Genomic DNA, 14,791 nt, shown 5'->3' on the forward strand with positions numbered 1-14,791 from the left:
AGCACAGCAACCTACAGGCTAAAGGAGGAGGCTGCAGGTGATACCCTTTCAGGACTTCCCAGGGCCACGCCGACATACGCCCTGGATGACATGGGGTCTGATCCTGATCAATGTACTGATTTTTCTCTATGAGCTTTCCCTTGGGAATCGCGCAGATGAGCTGATTTTCGCCTATGGAGTAGTGCCCGTCGCCTTATTACATGGTGTTCCACAGACGGCCCTTGTGCAAGCTCATCTTGCTTTCCAGACCCCCGAGCCGGTCTACTTCACACTGATTACTTCCCAGTTTCTGCACGCCGGCTGGCTGCACATCGGCGGCAATATGCTCTTTCTCTATGTTTTCGGCGATAATGTGGAAGACCGCCTGGGGCACTTCCCTTATCTCTGCTTCTACCTGCTCTGCGGCATCGTCGCCGGCCTCGTCCAGGCCGTGGCTTTTCCTGGCTCAACGGTCCCTAGCATTGGGGCCAGCGGCGCCATCGCTGGCGTGCTGGCAGCTTATCTGGTTCTTTTTCCCCTGGCTGGTGTGCGCACTGTCATCTTTATCTTCTTTTTCTTCACCATCGTGACGCTACCAGCGATGGTACTCATTGGCCTCTGGTTTGTGCTGCAGCTTTTCGATGGTGTGGCCTCGCTAGCCCAGGTGCAACAGGGCATGGGCGGCGTCGCTTATCTGGCCCATGTTGGCGGCTTCCTGACCGGCCTGATCATTACGCTGATCCTGCGCCCCTGGCTCAAGCCACCAGCTCCCATCAGCTACCCCTCCTACCCCTATCACCCCTACTCGCGCGAGAACGACCACCGTCGCTGGTGGTAAGCTGAGCTGGAGCAACAGCACCATCCCATTAGAAGCTTCTCTCGGATCTCCTCACGAGCATGCGCCCTGGAATGACGAAAGCAGAATCCCGCCAGGCCAGAGGGCATGCTCGGTAGTTTTCTGGTGACTTCCAGGCTCCTCAGCATCTTAGCGGTTTTCCGTCTCCGCTTTCGTCTGACGCAGAGGTAGCTCCAGGAGCTGCTCCTCTATCTCACGCCAGGCGAACTCTTGCGCTTCGTACAGCGATAATGAGCGACCTGCCGCGCAGGCTTCCTCTACTTTGCGACTGACATATCTCCTGAAATTTTGAAGATATGGCAATTGCTCAGTATAGAGAGGCATCAGACGCAGTTCGATATCGCTATGGCTGTAGAAAGCCTCGGGACGGAAGCAGAGAGACAACAGCTGGGCATAGCGCTCTATCAAGGACTGCTGGGCCTGAGTAAAAGCATGAGGTAAAGTGCTAGAGACAATAAGACAGCCAGCAACACGCGTCTGCCAGAGAATGGGGCAAGCCACGGCGCTCTGCTCATGCTCGACCCAGTGAGCGGCGAAGAGACTGTACTCTTCATCACGGCTAGGAATAGTTACCAGCCGGCAATGGGTCACAGCAGCTCCGGCCAGGGACTCCGCTCCCAGGAAAATCGCCTGTTGGCTGAGATCACGCGGCCAGGGAGGATTGCCACGTCCAACAATCTCACGCAGACTACGCACCTTCCCCCCTGGCGCCGGCGGCGGCATACAACGCGCAACCGTCACGGCCAGGCCTCGCTGCTCAGGATCAAGCTGTCTGAGCATCTGCTGCAACAGGAGATCGTAGAGTGCTTCTGGATAGAGAGAAGGGGGCGTTGTCGTATACATGCTGAGGGCTCGCACGTAAAGCTCGACAGGTGGCGCCGGCAGCACTGCCGGAGCAGAGGTCTCTGTAGACTGCTCCAACAGCTTCGGGAAGTCATTGGCTAGCAGACGCATCAACTCAGGGTAGACTTCGCGCGGCACCGCCTTCAGCAAGCGCCGAAGATTATCCTCTCGCGGCTGTACTATACCTCGCGCCCAGCGTCTGAGCGTAATCGGTTGCACCCCCATCTCCTGCGCCAGCCGCCTCTCCAGCTGAATATCTCTGATGAGCTGACTCAGCAGTTCCTGCCAGGTTTGCAAGTGTCTTCCCTTCCCATAACGTTCCTGAAATATCATTAGGGCACTTTATTAGAAGAATCGATTGATCTACGCATCAACTCCAAGAGGAAGTGCTGTTTCGTGGCAGCTCTTCTATGATAGCATATCTCCCATTGAACAACAATCTCCCATGCAAATAAATATTCCTATGAGGAAGGGAGAGAACCAAAAGGAACCTGCGTGTTATTGCTGCAGGCAATCAACCGTCACACTATCAGAACTGAACCATTGCCCGCGAGAAAGAGCGAGATCCCGCTCCCGGCATTGAGCGGTGCACAGCAGCCGTTCCTCGCTGGCGGAGGAAGCCAATCAAGTTAGCCGCACACTGAGAGCGCTCGCGTATCTAAGATTTTCTGAGCAATGAGGGTACTCATGCTTCTTCGTTCACTACGTTCTCGTCGCCCGAGACGAGATCTGCTGAACCAGCCCCTGACTCAAGCCGAAGCTGCACAGCAGATCTCGCCAGCGCCTGAATCGGTTACTGATGAGCAAGAGCATCTCGCGTCTGGCATGTACTTTGCAAATAAGGAGGGGAAGCAGGAAGCCTCAACCACGCCCCTCAGCCTTGCTTTAAGGGAATTGGCCACAACAGCGGGTGAGAACAGGCCGCCTGAGCAGGAACAGCTCACCAGCGCTGAGGCAGGCCACTACCAGGAGCGGGAGGCACAGGCGACCACGGCTTTCCGCTCTCCCTGGCTCACCGCCATCCAGCAGGTCCTACCGATCTATAGCGCTACCCACCTGCTCTATTTGCTGCTGAGCTATGTCGCTTTTCTCTTCCCTGGCGATTCCAGCAGCACTAGCGGCCCTGTTCTGCGGGCCATGATCAACAGCTGGAGGCACTGGGACACCGGCCATTTCATCACCATCGCTCTACATGGCTATAGCGACTGGTGGCGTACGGCCTTCTTTCCCCTCTATCCGCTCCTCATTCGCCTGGTCAATTATCTGGCAGATAACCCAGTGCTGGCCGGCCTGGTCGTCTCAAACCTGGCCGGTTTTGGTGTCCTGGTGCTGTTGTACCGCCTGGTCAGCGAGGACTTTGACGATGAACTAGCCAGCCGCACTTTGTTCTATTATGCAATGTTTCCTATGGCCTTTTTTCTGGCAGCAGCCTATAGTGAATCACTCTTTATGCTTCTTTCTCTTCTCTGTTTCTATAGCACACGGCGTGGACGCTGGTGGCAGGCCGCGCTCTGGGGCGGCCTGGCCAGCCTGACGCGATCCACCGCTATTCCGCTGCTTATCCCTTTTGTCTACGAGTATCTGCGCCAGCATCATTTTCGCCTGCGTGAGTTCCGCCTTGATGTGCTAAGCATCCTTGGCATTCCCGGCGGCCTCGCCCTGTTTGCCGGCTACTGCTATCTGCGTTTCCACGATCCGCTGGCCTTTTCTCACGCGGAATCGGTCTGGCAGCGCAGTCTCCAACCTCCCTGGCTCGCCTTTAGCGCGACCATTGCCGCCCTCATTCAGGACTCCAGCCATCTTGATTTTATTACCATTCATCGCGTCATCGACCTGACGCTACTGACTGCGGTGCTGGCCCTGGTCGTGCTCCTCTTCGTAGGACCCTGGCGCCTGCGCGGCCCGCTTGCTCCTACTTACACACTCTATACTGTTGTAGCCTTCATCTTCTTTCTGCTGGTTCCTGCGGTGGGACGCTATCCCACCATGTCGATGCCGCGTTTCGCCCTGGCCCTCTTCCCGGCCTTCATAGTGCTGGCGCGTCTCGGCAAGGGTGAAGGCTTCCGCCTTCATTATCTGATTATCTCTGGGGGATTGCTCACCTTCTCGGCGCTCCAGTTTCTCATTGGCCAGTGGGCCGGGTAGAGCAGGCTTCTTATCGACTACCAGCGCCAGCGCTCGCCAGGCCACAGCAAGTCTGATCTGGGGCACAAGGCCATTGTGCCGCGCGAGAACGAAGGCGGCAGGGGAGAGCGCCCAGCATGGTTGGACTCACTGCTCTTTCTCGATAGTGATCCAGCCATGCTTGAGCGCATAGACAACCGCCGCAGTGCGATCATTAACAGCCAGTTTCTTCAGGATTGAAGTAATATGATTCTTGACAGTCTGGTCACTGATCTTGAGCACCTTAGCGATTTCCTTGTTGCTGCGCCCGCGGGCAATATGGTCAAGAATTTCGATCTCGCGGCTGGAAAGCGGTGACGGCTCCTTCTGACTGTTGTCGACCTCTTCTTCTTCCTCATTGAGGGCCCGGAATGAGGCCAGGACACGCGAGGCAATCTGCGGCCTGGAGAGCACATCATCGTTCATCAGATACTCGCCGCGACTGACCTTGCGCACCGCATCGCGCAGCTCTTCCAGGCCAATATCGCGTGTATAGTAAGCCGCGGCACCGACCTTGATCGACTGGAAGAGATCCTCCTCGTTCTCGGCGGGAGTGAGCATAATCATTGCGACATGCGGTGCGACCCGCCGCACCTGACGAGCAATCTCCAGCGGATCAGCACAGGTCAGGCCGGTATCGATCAAGGCGACGTCGAGTCGACCGTCACCAGCGATCGCCAAAATCTCGGCGGGATCGGTCGTCTCGCCGACAATCTCACAATCCCCCATGCGTTCCAGGGTAGCGTGAATACCTATTCGCAGCAATGGCTGCTCTTCAACAATCAGCACACGTATTGTCTCCATCCAGCTTGCGGCAGTCCTCTCACAGAGAAGGACTCCCCTCCTCCTTCCGGCTCTACAGCGTTAATGTTTCTTCTCAAGCCTGTCCCATCCTCTGGCCAGCCCTTCCGGCGGAGGCAAGGCCCACAGGCTATCAGTGGTGTGAGGTTAGCCCACGCTCTTCCCCCGCCCAACGGTACTATTCTACCCCGGTGGTCTAGTCAAAAGTACTATTCTCAAGAAGAAAGTACTAGGCATGGTCATTCTTACGCTGGCGCGCCTTGGGGTCCCAGACTAGTCAGGCCGCTTTCTCCTCCAGAAGGGGATAAGAATCAGGGTCTTGAAATGAACCAGCCTCGTTCCGCGTTTTTCTCAATAGGCGTAGTATGATGAAGGGGAGTAGCGAGGGAACAGCCCTGCCAAGGTGTTCCAGGCTATCTTTTCTAGCCAGCATCCCTAGCCGTAATTCACCTTTTTCAAGGACGAAAGAAGAGCAAACAGCATGCAGAAAAAACGAGGAAGGGCCATGAAACGGGCAACCACAGAGGTTCACACTTTCCGGCCTCAGTTCCAGAGGCACATGGCAGGAAGGTTGCTGCTGACCGCATTTGCTTTGGTTGGTCTGCTGCTGTTGAGCGCCTGCGGTTCAAACAGCTCCAGCGTGTTGGCCAGCGGACCCAGGACTGTGCCCACACCGTCCATCTCTCCGACGCTGCAAAATGAGGGGAAGATGGCTCTGGAGACTTTTCAGCAATGGATTGACCTGATGCAACAAAATGGTGGAGAGGTGGCAACCTATCAGCAGCAGTACCAGCGTGATCAGCAGGCTCTGCAACAGGCCCAGACAGCCAGCGCCTATAGCCGGGCGTTGACCACCCTAAAGGGGCATATCAATGCTATTCAGATTCCGGCGATGAAGGCTGAGAGCACCCATCTCCAGCAGCAGCTGGCCCAGGAGGTCAGCGCCTGGGGAAAAGAGCATACCTATCACGATAGCTACAATAATCAGACCTACCCACTGGGCTATGAATACGGTCCTCAAGGCATTGGCGGTAGCGCTTGGCTCGGTGAAGAGCTGAGTCAGGCTCAGACCTTGGCTGACTACCAGCAGGTGGTTGAGGATCTACAGATGTGGCTGACAAATTTCGAGGCGATGAAGGCCAACTTTAGCGATAAGACACCCTATAACCAACCTCATCAAACCGATCTGGAGCTGATGCGTCACTATGGCTATATGGATGAGCGGGTAGTGGTGGTCTCACTTAGCGAGCAGGCCCTGCGAGCTTACGATCACGGCAAGCTGGTCAAAGCCTTCCTGGTAACTACCGGCCAGCCCGACCTGCCGACGCCTCCAGGCACCTGGTGGATTGAAGGCAAGCAGCATCCAACCGTTTTCAAATCAAGCGAGCCCAAGGGTTCACCATACTGGTATCCCGATACGCCGATCAACTACGCGATGCAATACCATAGCAATGGCTACTTCCTGCATGACGCCTGGTGGCGCGCCGACTTTGGCCCGGGCACTAATTTCCCCCACCAGGACCCAACTGGCGACCCCTTCGCTGGCCAAGGCTCGCATGGCTGTGTCAACATGTCCACCGATAACGCCGCCTGGCTCTATAACTTTGTAAGCCTGTATACGCCAGTGTTGATCTACTAGCCTGCCCTTCCCCTCCTCCTCCGCTATCTCTGGTTGTCAGGCGTCAATGAGTATGGCCAGCCAGAGAAGCAGGCTGGCAGAAAGCGGTATGGCAACGGGCAAGGACCAAATATCGGAACCGGATCAGCAGACGCCTCTCACTCAGGATAGCTGGCGGTCAATGGCTCACAGCAGAGCGAGAGAGAAGAAACGAGGAATGGAGAGCTGACCCCCTCGTCTCTTCTCTCTCGCTTTGTGCTGGGAGAGATGCTTGCCTGTGGCCGGACAGGCTGAGTGAATAGAACCGGCAGGCTAGCGCGGTGTCACAACGGCGCTGAAATCGTTGTTGGCTCGCCACATGGCGGTGAACATGTTGTAGGTCATGCGCGTGAAGTTGGCCGGAGAGGAGTCGACTGTATAGACATACTGGCTATCTCCACCGCGGACGACAAAGATATGGCCACCGGGGAAATAGTAGCTGTCGCGGATGCTGACGATGACAGGCGTGCCACTGTTCGCAATGGAAATGATATCCTGTAGGGTGCGCGTATGACTCAGGCTTGCATTGAAGCCGAAATAGTTCGCTGTCATAGCGATCCCTTCCTCCTTGAGCAAGCCCAGCTGCACATCCCAGACACCGAGCTGTAGCTCGATCTGCAGCACATCGGCGGCAATGAGATGGCGGCCATAGGCGTTCATCACCTCCTCCAGAGCAATCCCTGAGCAGGAGGAGTAAGACCAGACCTCCCACTGGTAGTCAGTGTAGTACTGGCTGCGCGAGGCCGAGTCGACGCGGACAATGCGCGCACTGGCTGTGTCGGGTAGAGGATGGGGCGCAGTCTGCAGGTCCATTGTTGAGGATGCAGAGAAGAAGCTGAATGTAGCGGTCAGACTGCGGAAAGTGTCGCGCACAATCCCTCCCTGGCTTGCCAGGGCCAGGCCCAGCATGAGCAGGAGACCCAGGGAAACCAGCATGCGCCAGCGGCGATACCACGAAGGAGGGAGGACAAAGCCCGGCAGAGGCTGAGCCTTTTCGAGGGAGACCAGCGCCCCCTCTTGCGCGGGTAGGACGACGCTGACGTGCTGCTCTTCACAGGCAACGACCAACGAGCGACTGCCAGTCGCCTCTGCTCGCCTGGAGCGCCGATACTGATGCAGCGCCCACAGTCCCAGGCCGACCAGCAGTAAGATCACGCAGCCAATCACCAGCGCCATCACTATCGAAGAGAGCATAGAGCAACCTCACACTGTGCAAAGAATGAGGCTTAATCTTGAAGTTAGTATAGCTCAGCGAGAGGCGATGAGGCGACTCTTCTAGGAAAAACAGCCCGATCGTGCTAGTGCCTTTTGTGGTTGACTTTTCTTCTCTGCCGTTATTGGCTATACCTGACCACGCTGGCCACCGCTGCGACGAGCGACCTGGCCCCGCTCTTCCCCGCGTTGGGAGATGAGCGAGGCCAGGAGAAAAGCAGCTATGGGCGTAGCCTGGACTAGCGTTTCCGTCCTTCCTTCCTACTCGGGCGTGGGAAAGCTGCGCCCCTCCATCTGTTCGAAGGCGTGGCGCAGGGCCGGAGGAAGTGGATGGGGGCGCCCAGTCTGATAATCGCACCAGACCATCACGGAGCGGCCCGTGGCGAAAACGCGCTCGTGGTTGTGGGCATCACGAATCTGGTGCTCCATAATAAAGCTGGTGCGCCCAACATGGGAGACTCGTACACCCACCTCAGCACGGTCTGAGCGGATCAGTGGCAGTTCATAGGTACAGCTGACTTCCTTGACCAGCAGGCCATAGCGCGTCGCGCGCGGCCCCGTCTGGATGCGCGGATTCTCAGCGCTCTGCCGCTCCTGGATAGCCTCCTCTCCTGGCCACTCCTTGAGCCAGCGCTCCAGGAGGCTCAGATAATAGCTGCGCGCTTCCTCAAAATACGTAAAGTAAACTGCGTTATTGACGTGGGCAAGTGGGTCAAGATCGCGAAATCTGATCTGCAGGGGATACCAGCAGGGAAAACGTTCACTCATTGGGCTCCTGTCACTGGTCCTTTCGTTACTAGATAGGGATCTCTCGAACAGGGGTTGTACGCTCTTAAAAGCATAACGAAAAGGCGCTTCTCGAAACAAGAGCGCACAGATAAGCGAGTCTATCCGCACTCACTGGTTGCTTTGCCTGCTCTGCTTGCGAAGCCAACACCGGTCACAGTAAGCACCAGCAGAGCAGCTTAGCCTCCTCGGAGGCGGGACTGGTCGTTCTTGCCATCATGCGGTATGCTACAGGCAGAAGCAGACATTCTCGCTCTCTCAGCAAGAAGAAGCCCAGCCCAGCGGGGCTTGAAACCATTGGGGACTGAAAATCATGGATGCAATACAGGATGAAGTCCGGCTACGAGAAACCATTAATGAATTTCTTGCTCGCTATGATACGCTGGCGATTGCTACCGAGGACAATGGTCAGCCTTACGTGACACGCGTTTTCTATGCAGAGGAGCCACTCAGTGAGGGGCACAAGACACTGACACTTTATTGCACTTTCATTCTGACGTCGCGTAAGCTGGCGAATCTGAAGAGCAACCCGCGCGTAGGTATCTTTATTGGGCCAGGAGAGCCAACTGCCTGGCTGGAGGCGACGGCAGAGGCTCGCCTGATCAACGATGAGCAGGCCAGCGCCGCGGTTCGCAAGCGGCTTACCCAGAAATCGCCCGCGGCAGCCTCTTTCATTGCCAGGCTTCCAGTACAGGCCATCGCGCTAGAGGTGCGCTGGCTGCGCATCACCGACCTGACTGAGCTGCCTCGTCAGACTGAGACGACTTTTCCGCTGCAATCACGGTCAGCGGGACCAACCACTTACTAATTCTTTCGGCATCCAGCTCTCCTCAGAGACCGCCGGCACGCCAGATAACAGTGCCCGAGAGCAACCAGTCATCAGTCCGTTTGCTCAGCGAGGGGATGGAAGAGCCTGGCGCAGCACGAGCGCGCCGCAGGCTCCCCCCGCAGTGTTCTGCCCGGTTCTTCCTGGTTAGCCACCTCGGGCCCGAGCAACTAAGATGCATTGTCAGTGGACAATGCTATAACCGATCTCGTCGAGCTGCTTTTCAATTTGCTCCAGCGAGACCTGGGCCGGATTATAGGAGAGCTGGATGCTCTTGCCGGTGATGTCGACACTCACCCGCTCGACGCCTTGCAGAGCACTCAGTGTGCTTTCAATTGTTCGCTGGCAGTGCTCACAGGAAATGTCTGGAGAGATAAGCGTCACCGAGGTGCTCGTGGTGCCCATGCTCTTTGCACGCCGTCCTTTCTTTCTCTTCATTCCTCCGCAGGAGGCAGCTCGCCAGCCTCCTGCGTCTTCAAGTGATTGCCTGCAAGCGTGAAAAGCTGCAGGAGTTCTGCGACAACCGCCTCCTCACGTCCGCTTTTAATGCCTTCCGGTACGCAGGTATGCAGGTGCCCTTCGAGAATGAGGGCTTCCACCTTCTCTAGTGCCCGACGTACGGCATAGCTTTGACGCAGGATGTCAACGCAGTATTTGTCTTCTTCTACCATCTTGGAGATGCCGTCGAGGTGGCCCTTGATGTAGGAGAGCCGTTTCAATACTTCGCGACGGCGTTCTTCCTGCACAGCGGCTGGCTCCTTTCTGCTGCCCGTATTGCCTGACTTAGAGACGATCCTCCATCACTATACCACACCCCCCGGGGAGGGGTCAAGGGAGCAGGAGCCTCAGTCGCTCCCACCCTCCTGACGGTCAAAAGCCAGCCCGATAGCCCCGCACCATGACCATCTGAGATCGGGAATTTTCCCTATTGACCTTCGATGGTAATGTTTTTCTGTAGGGACAATCGCCGGGTCAAGCCCATCCTGGCTGTGCTCGCTGAGCAGCCAGACCGTGTCATCTCCAGGGTCTTGAGTCCGAGCGTGTGGATGAAAGAGGAACAATGGCGACTTCACAGCAGCGTCGGCAGGGTGAGTATGTTTCGCAGGAGCTGGCGTCGAAAGCGGGAGAAGGACGGCAGAGACGAGGACTGTATGTTCTTCTGGCTATTGTGCTGATCGCAGTGATTGTGGCCGCCAGCTGGGAGCTATTGAGCAACCGCCGCAGCACGACTGATCCAACGGTGCCGGGGCGTCCACTCTCGAATCCGGAGACGCACCTGCATACCCTGGCCATCGGAGCTGATGGGCGCAGCCTCTACCTGGGGACCCATTTCGGTCTGTTCATCAGCCACGACGGTGGAAAGAGCTGGCCTCAGACGCGCGGTGCGCTGGCGCCAGCGATGGTGACCTCGATTGCTCCTGCCCCCGGCGATCCCAATGTGCTCGCGGTGATTGCAGTGCCGAGTGGAATTGGTAGCGAGCAACCTGGTGTCTATATCAGCCGTGACGGTGGAAGGAGCTGGCGCCTGAGCAACCCGCCCCATCTGCCAGCCTCAGCCTATCCTTTTTCAGTGCAGGCAGGCAGTGGTCCAGCCGGTCATTTCTATGCTTTCTTCGTCTACGCTGGCTGGTACGAAACAACCGATCTCGGAGCGCACTGGCGCCCGATTACGAGCGGGGCGCTCTCCGCCATGCAGACTCCCCTGTTCTTGACTGATCCAGGGCATCCCCATCATCTTTTGCTCGGGGGTGATCAGGGACTCTTCGAAACCACTGACGATGGGAACCACTGGCAGCGCATCCAGGGTATCAACGGTACGGTTCTCAGCCTGACAGCCACGCAGACCCAGCCACGCTTGATCTTCTGCGCCACCGATGAGGGTCTCTATCGCTGGCAAGATGGCAGCAAACAGATTACTCACCTGAATGGCCCTACCCCGAATGCTCCCCTGACGCGCCTGGTCAGCTCAGCCGATGGTCAAGCTCTCTATGCCCTGGCTGGCCGCGATCTGTGGTTCTCCGCCGATCAGGGGACAAGCTGGCAGAAACGCTTTACTTTCTCGCGCAGCGATCTGATGACACTACAGCTTTCGCCAGCGCAGTCCACACTGCTCTATGCTGCCTTTTTCTATCCCGCCAGCGTGCTTTTCAGCCAGGATGGGGGTCGCTCCTGGCAGGTGTTGACCGATTAACCTTCCCTGGAGACCTGCCCCTCCTTTCCTGCTTCTGACCGCCTGGCAGGTCACTTTTTCTTCCGCTGGCCTAGCCCCTTCGTGCAAACACCTTACGGTGTCTACCGGGGAGAATAGGGATTCTTCCTAATGGACAGCAGGTAAGCAGCTTCTTATGCTAGGACCAGAGGTTATCTGGCCCCAAGCTGCTCTTTCCTTAGCGAGGGAGGGCAGCACTTGAGCCAGAGCCGGAGCCACGTGCGGAGATGAAAAAGTGAGGACACTGATTATGCAGTACTCTCAGTGGCGACTCACGCGCCCGGTGCAGTTGGGCTGTGCCCTGCTTGTGGGCGCGTTGCTGCTCTTTATCATCGGGGTCAGTCCTGTTTCGGCCCATGCTAAGGTCATCGATGCCAATCCCAAAATTGGCTCAACGATTAGCCAGGTACCATCGACCGTGACGGTCTTCACCGCCGAGAATATGAATCCTGATCCCAGCAAAAGTAACCTTTTCGTCTACGGGCCAGACGGGGAACTGATTAGCCAGGGGAACGCCACGATCCCTTTAAACAATCCAAGAGAGATGTCGGTGCGCATCAAGCCGGACGGCAACGGGGTCTACATCGTGCGCTGGATCACTGTCTCTGCGGAAGACGGTGATGCAGATGAGGGTGCTTTTATCTTCACAGTAAAGCCCACTGGGGCAAACAGCGCAGCCACGACCCCAGCTCCCGCCCCCACAGCCAGCGCTTCCAGTTCTTCAACCTCCTCGACCTCGGGTGGGACGAGTAATCTGCCGCTGTGGGTGAGCGTGGCAGGCGTTGCCGGCCTGCTCATCGGTGGCGGTGCGGGCCTCGGCCTGGGTCGCAGCCTTGCCCGTTCGTCCGCTAGCTCCTCCAGCCTGGCTCAGATGCGGCGCGAGATCGCGCGTGAAGAGGAGAAGGATACTACGCCGAGAGGGTGAGCACTGATGCGTGTGCGCCCGATTTTTTGGCTGCTGCTGGCTTTTTCTTGCGCAGTGGCCCTGACGCTGTCTGCGCTCTGGCCTGTTCAGGTTCCAGCCGTGCTCCAGGTGCACGTAGCGGAACAGGCACCGCTGCGTGTGGGGACAGCTCGCTTGCAGCTGCAGCTCACTGATCCCCAGGGAACCCCTATCGAGCAGGCTCAGGTCAGCTCCTCAGCCTGGATGCCAGATATGGTTATGGGGCCGACGCCGATCCATATCCAGCAGGAGGGGCATGGCAGCTATAGCGTGCTGGTCTTTTTCTCAATGCCAGGCGCCTGGGCCATCAAAATAGAGGCGCGCGCCAGAGGCTTTACGCCGCAGCAGCAGATCCTCCATCTCGAAATAGCCTGAGCTAAGGGAGAGCAGGCTCCAGGATCACGCGGAGACGAGGCCTCGCAGGCGACGCCATCAGGCTGCCAGCGCTGGTAAGGGGAGAATGGCCTCAACGCGTGTCCCCTGACCCGGGCGTGCATCGATAGAGAGTCTACCACCTAGGAGAGCAGCCCGCTCCCGCATACTCACCAGGCCCAGCCCGTTGCTGCGCTGCCCTGGATCATACCCTGAGCCATCATCTTGAATAGAGAGATGGATAGCGGCAGGGGCCAGCCAGAGCGAGAGCTGCGCCCGGCTGGCGCGCGCGTGACGCGCTACGTTGGTGAGTGCCTCCTGAGCAATCCGAAAGAGGGTAATCTCATAGAGGGGAGGCAAGCGCTGCCAGAGCGGCTGCTCTTCTATGGTCAGTTCAACCGGAAGGCAAAAACGCTGACGGCTATCTTCAACTAGCCAGCGCAAGGCTGCAACCAGCCCCAGGTCATCGAGCACGGGCGGGCGCAGTCGCTGTGAGAGCCGACGGATTGCATCGAGCGTGCGCTGGGCCAGCTCGCTCAATTGCTGGCAGCTTGTTACAAGCTGTTGGCGCGTCTCGCCAGCGATAGCTCTATCAGGCAAGCTCTCTACGGTGCGCATGAGGATTTCGCAGTAGACCAGGACAGCAGTTAGATTCTGGCTGCTTTCGTCGTGCAGTTCGCGCGAAACACGCCGCAGCTCTTCCTCTCTGGCTTGCAAAATGAGCGCCGATTGCTGATGGCGCAGATCTTCGAGCCGGTCCAGCATCGCATTGAAGGCCGCCGCAAGCTGCCCCACTTCGGAATCCGCAGAAGCCGGCTCGGCCCGCGCCTCGGTTTGGCCTGCACTGACGCGGCGAATGACCTCTAGCAGGCGAAAGAGTGGTCTGAAGCTGGCTCGTAACAGGAAGGCGTTGATGGCGATGCTGAGTAAGGTAGCCGCTACCAGAAAAGCCGTATCGATCAGAAAATGATGGGCTTCCAGTGCATGGCTGGTCACCCAGAGAGCCGCTATGGCTTCCGCTAACAGCAGCAGGCTATTCGTGAGGATGACTTTCTCAAAGAGAGAGAGCTGCCAGCGCCGCAGCCATTCCCAGATGATCCGCATCGTCATTCTCTTTCTGGCATGCTCTATGAGTGAGATAATTGTGCAGAGAGGTGAGAGCAGCCCGACTTACTCAGGCTGGCAATGGTTCCCCCCAGCAGATTACACTACCTAATTAATATAGAACACTGAGACACCACTGACCAGGAGGAGGGCAAGGAGGGAGAAAGCTATGGAGGATGAGCAGCCGGCCAGCACTGGCCCTACGGCTGAGCGCACGATTAGCCTGGTGCTGGCCGACGATCACGATATTTTGCGCCAGGGCCTTAAGCTTCTGCTAACGCTTCAGCCAGAGATTCGTATTGTTGGGGAGGCCAAGACCGGCACCGGGGCAGTGGAGATGGCGCGCCAACTGCGACCGGATATTGTGGTGATGGATATCACGATGCCAGAAATGGATGGCTTAGAAGCTTGCCGCCGCATCCGCGCTGAACAGCCAGAGACACAGGTCCTGATTCTGACCATGCATGATAGCGAGGAGTACTTTTTGCAGGCGTTACGAGTCGGAGCCAGCGGCTATCTGGTCAAGAAAGCGGCGCCAGCCGAGCTGCATAGCGCGGTCCGCGCTCTGGCCGACAACGGAGCCTTCCTCTACCCCGGCCTGGCCCGCTCGCTGATCCGCGTCTATCTGGAGCACTGCACGGCACAGGAAGAGAGCCAGGCAGAGGAAAGCGGTCAGCCTGCTCACGAGTCGCAGCAGAGTACAGAGACGGAGAAGCTGGCCGATGAGCTGCGCGTGCTCAGCCCCCGCGAGCTGGAGGTTCTGACCCTGGTCGCCGAAGGCTACACCAGCCAGGAGATCGCCAACCGGCTCGTCCTGAGTGTCAAAACCGTGCAGGCTCACCGTGCCAATATTATGGAGAAGCTTGGGCTGCACGATATCCCACACCTGGTACGCTTCGCCATCCGCCACGGTCTGATTTCTCCCGACGATGGCCCGCCCGGCCCACGCCCTCGCCTTTAGCTAGCCAGCCAGCCAGCCAGGATTAGGAAGCAGCCGCCGTCTCGCTCGCCAGGTCCGTCAGCAGACGAGCAATGAGGGC

The 14,791-nt window shown here is 57.7% G+C and carries 15 protein-coding genes; 8 read left to right on the forward strand and 7 right to left on the reverse strand.

The genetic code is table 11. The features are described from left to right. Positions 1-37 precede the first annotated feature (37 nt). Positions 38-817 (forward strand): rhomboid family intramembrane serine protease, encoded by a 780-nt coding sequence (locus IRZ31_RS14050; protein ID WP_297154681.1) that lies wholly within the window; start codon positions 38-40, stop codon positions 815-817. A gap of 147 nt (positions 818-964) precedes the next feature. Here IRZ31_RS14050 and IRZ31_RS14055 read toward each other — a convergent pair whose 3' ends face one another. Further along, on the reverse strand, positions 965-1,975 hold the full coding sequence (locus IRZ31_RS14055) for a GAF domain-containing protein (RefSeq protein WP_297154683.1): 1,011 nt from the start codon (positions 1,973-1,975) through the stop codon (positions 965-967). Between the two features lie 528 nt (positions 1,976-2,503). On the opposite strand from IRZ31_RS14055, the gene IRZ31_RS14060 reads away from it, so the two are divergent. Beyond that, a complete protein-coding gene (locus IRZ31_RS14060) occupies positions 2,504-3,823 on the forward strand; it encodes a mannosyltransferase family protein (RefSeq protein WP_297154685.1) in 1,320 nt (439 codons plus the stop codon). 126 nt (positions 3,824-3,949) lie between these two features. Here IRZ31_RS14060 and IRZ31_RS14065 read toward each other — a convergent pair whose 3' ends face one another. Continuing rightward, positions 3,950-4,645, reverse strand: coding sequence for a response regulator transcription factor (locus tag IRZ31_RS14065; RefSeq protein ID WP_297154686.1), 696 nt, complete (start codon positions 4,643-4,645; stop codon positions 3,950-3,952). A 706-nt stretch (positions 4,646-5,351) separates the two neighbouring features. On the opposite strand from IRZ31_RS14065, the gene IRZ31_RS14070 reads away from it, so the two are divergent. Continuing rightward, on the forward strand, positions 5,352-6,281 hold the full coding sequence (locus IRZ31_RS14070; protein ID WP_297154688.1) for a L,D-transpeptidase: 930 nt from the start codon (positions 5,352-5,354) through the stop codon (positions 6,279-6,281). Positions 6,282-6,572: 291 nt separating this feature from the next. On the opposite strand, the gene IRZ31_RS14075 is transcribed toward IRZ31_RS14070, so the two are convergent. Together IRZ31_RS14075 and IRZ31_RS14080 are read right to left on the reverse strand one after the other, a co-directional pair. Further along, positions 6,573-7,493: a hypothetical protein gene (locus IRZ31_RS14075; RefSeq protein WP_297154690.1), complete on the reverse strand. Its 921-nt coding sequence runs from the start codon at positions 7,491-7,493 to the stop codon at positions 6,573-6,575. A 279-nt stretch (positions 7,494-7,772) separates the two neighbouring features. After that, positions 7,773-8,279: a thioesterase family protein gene (locus tag IRZ31_RS14080; RefSeq protein WP_297154692.1), complete on the reverse strand. Its 507-nt coding sequence runs from the start codon at positions 8,277-8,279 to the stop codon at positions 7,773-7,775. 331 nt (positions 8,280-8,610) lie between these two features. Here IRZ31_RS14080 and IRZ31_RS14085 point away from each other — a divergent pair, with 331 nt between their 5' ends. Next, on the forward strand, positions 8,611-9,105 hold the full coding sequence (locus IRZ31_RS14085) for a pyridoxamine 5'-phosphate oxidase family protein (RefSeq protein ID WP_297154694.1): 495 nt from the start codon (positions 8,611-8,613) through the stop codon (positions 9,103-9,105). A 201-nt stretch (positions 9,106-9,306) separates the two neighbouring features. On the opposite strand, the gene IRZ31_RS14090 is transcribed toward IRZ31_RS14085, so the two are convergent. Then, positions 9,307-9,528 carry a heavy-metal-associated domain-containing protein gene (locus IRZ31_RS14090; RefSeq protein WP_297154695.1) on the reverse strand — a complete coding sequence of 74 codons (222 nt, stop codon included), beginning with the start codon at positions 9,526-9,528 and terminating at the stop codon, positions 9,307-9,309. Between the two features lie 29 nt (positions 9,529-9,557). Beyond that, positions 9,558-9,869, reverse strand: a complete 312-nt coding sequence (locus tag IRZ31_RS14095; RefSeq protein WP_297154697.1) for a metal-sensitive transcriptional regulator — start codon at positions 9,867-9,869, stop codon at positions 9,558-9,560. A gap of 314 nt (positions 9,870-10,183) precedes the next feature. On the opposite strand from IRZ31_RS14095, the gene IRZ31_RS14100 reads away from it, so the two are divergent. From IRZ31_RS14100 to IRZ31_RS14110, 3 genes are all read left to right on the forward strand, one after another. Then, the gene (locus IRZ31_RS14100) at positions 10,184-11,314 is read left to right on the forward strand and encodes a hypothetical protein (RefSeq protein WP_297154699.1); all 1,131 of its coding nucleotides are present in this window, start codon (positions 10,184-10,186) and stop codon (positions 11,312-11,314) included. Positions 11,315-11,582: 268 nt separating this feature from the next. Next, a complete protein-coding gene (locus tag IRZ31_RS14105; RefSeq protein WP_297154700.1) occupies positions 11,583-12,257 on the forward strand; it encodes a copper resistance protein CopC in 675 nt (224 codons plus the stop codon). 6 nt (positions 12,258-12,263) lie between these two features. Further along, a complete protein-coding gene (locus IRZ31_RS14110; RefSeq protein WP_297154702.1) occupies positions 12,264-12,650 on the forward strand; it encodes a FixH family protein in 387 nt (128 codons plus the stop codon). Between the two features lie 57 nt (positions 12,651-12,707). Here IRZ31_RS14110 and IRZ31_RS14115 read toward each other — a convergent pair whose 3' ends face one another. Continuing rightward, positions 12,708-13,751 carry a sensor histidine kinase gene (locus IRZ31_RS14115; protein ID WP_297154703.1) on the reverse strand — a complete coding sequence of 348 codons (1,044 nt, stop codon included), beginning with the start codon at positions 13,749-13,751 and terminating at the stop codon, positions 12,708-12,710. Between the two features lie 169 nt (positions 13,752-13,920). Between IRZ31_RS14115 and IRZ31_RS14120 the strand changes: the two genes are divergently transcribed. Continuing rightward, positions 13,921-14,712: a response regulator transcription factor gene (locus IRZ31_RS14120; RefSeq protein ID WP_297154706.1), complete on the forward strand. Its 792-nt coding sequence runs from the start codon at positions 13,921-13,923 to the stop codon at positions 14,710-14,712. Positions 14,713-14,791: the final 79 nt, after the last annotated feature.

Source organism: Thermogemmatispora sp. (assembly GCF_019683635.1).
Classification (GTDB): Bacteria; Chloroflexota; Ktedonobacteria; order Ktedonobacterales; family Ktedonobacteraceae; genus Thermogemmatispora.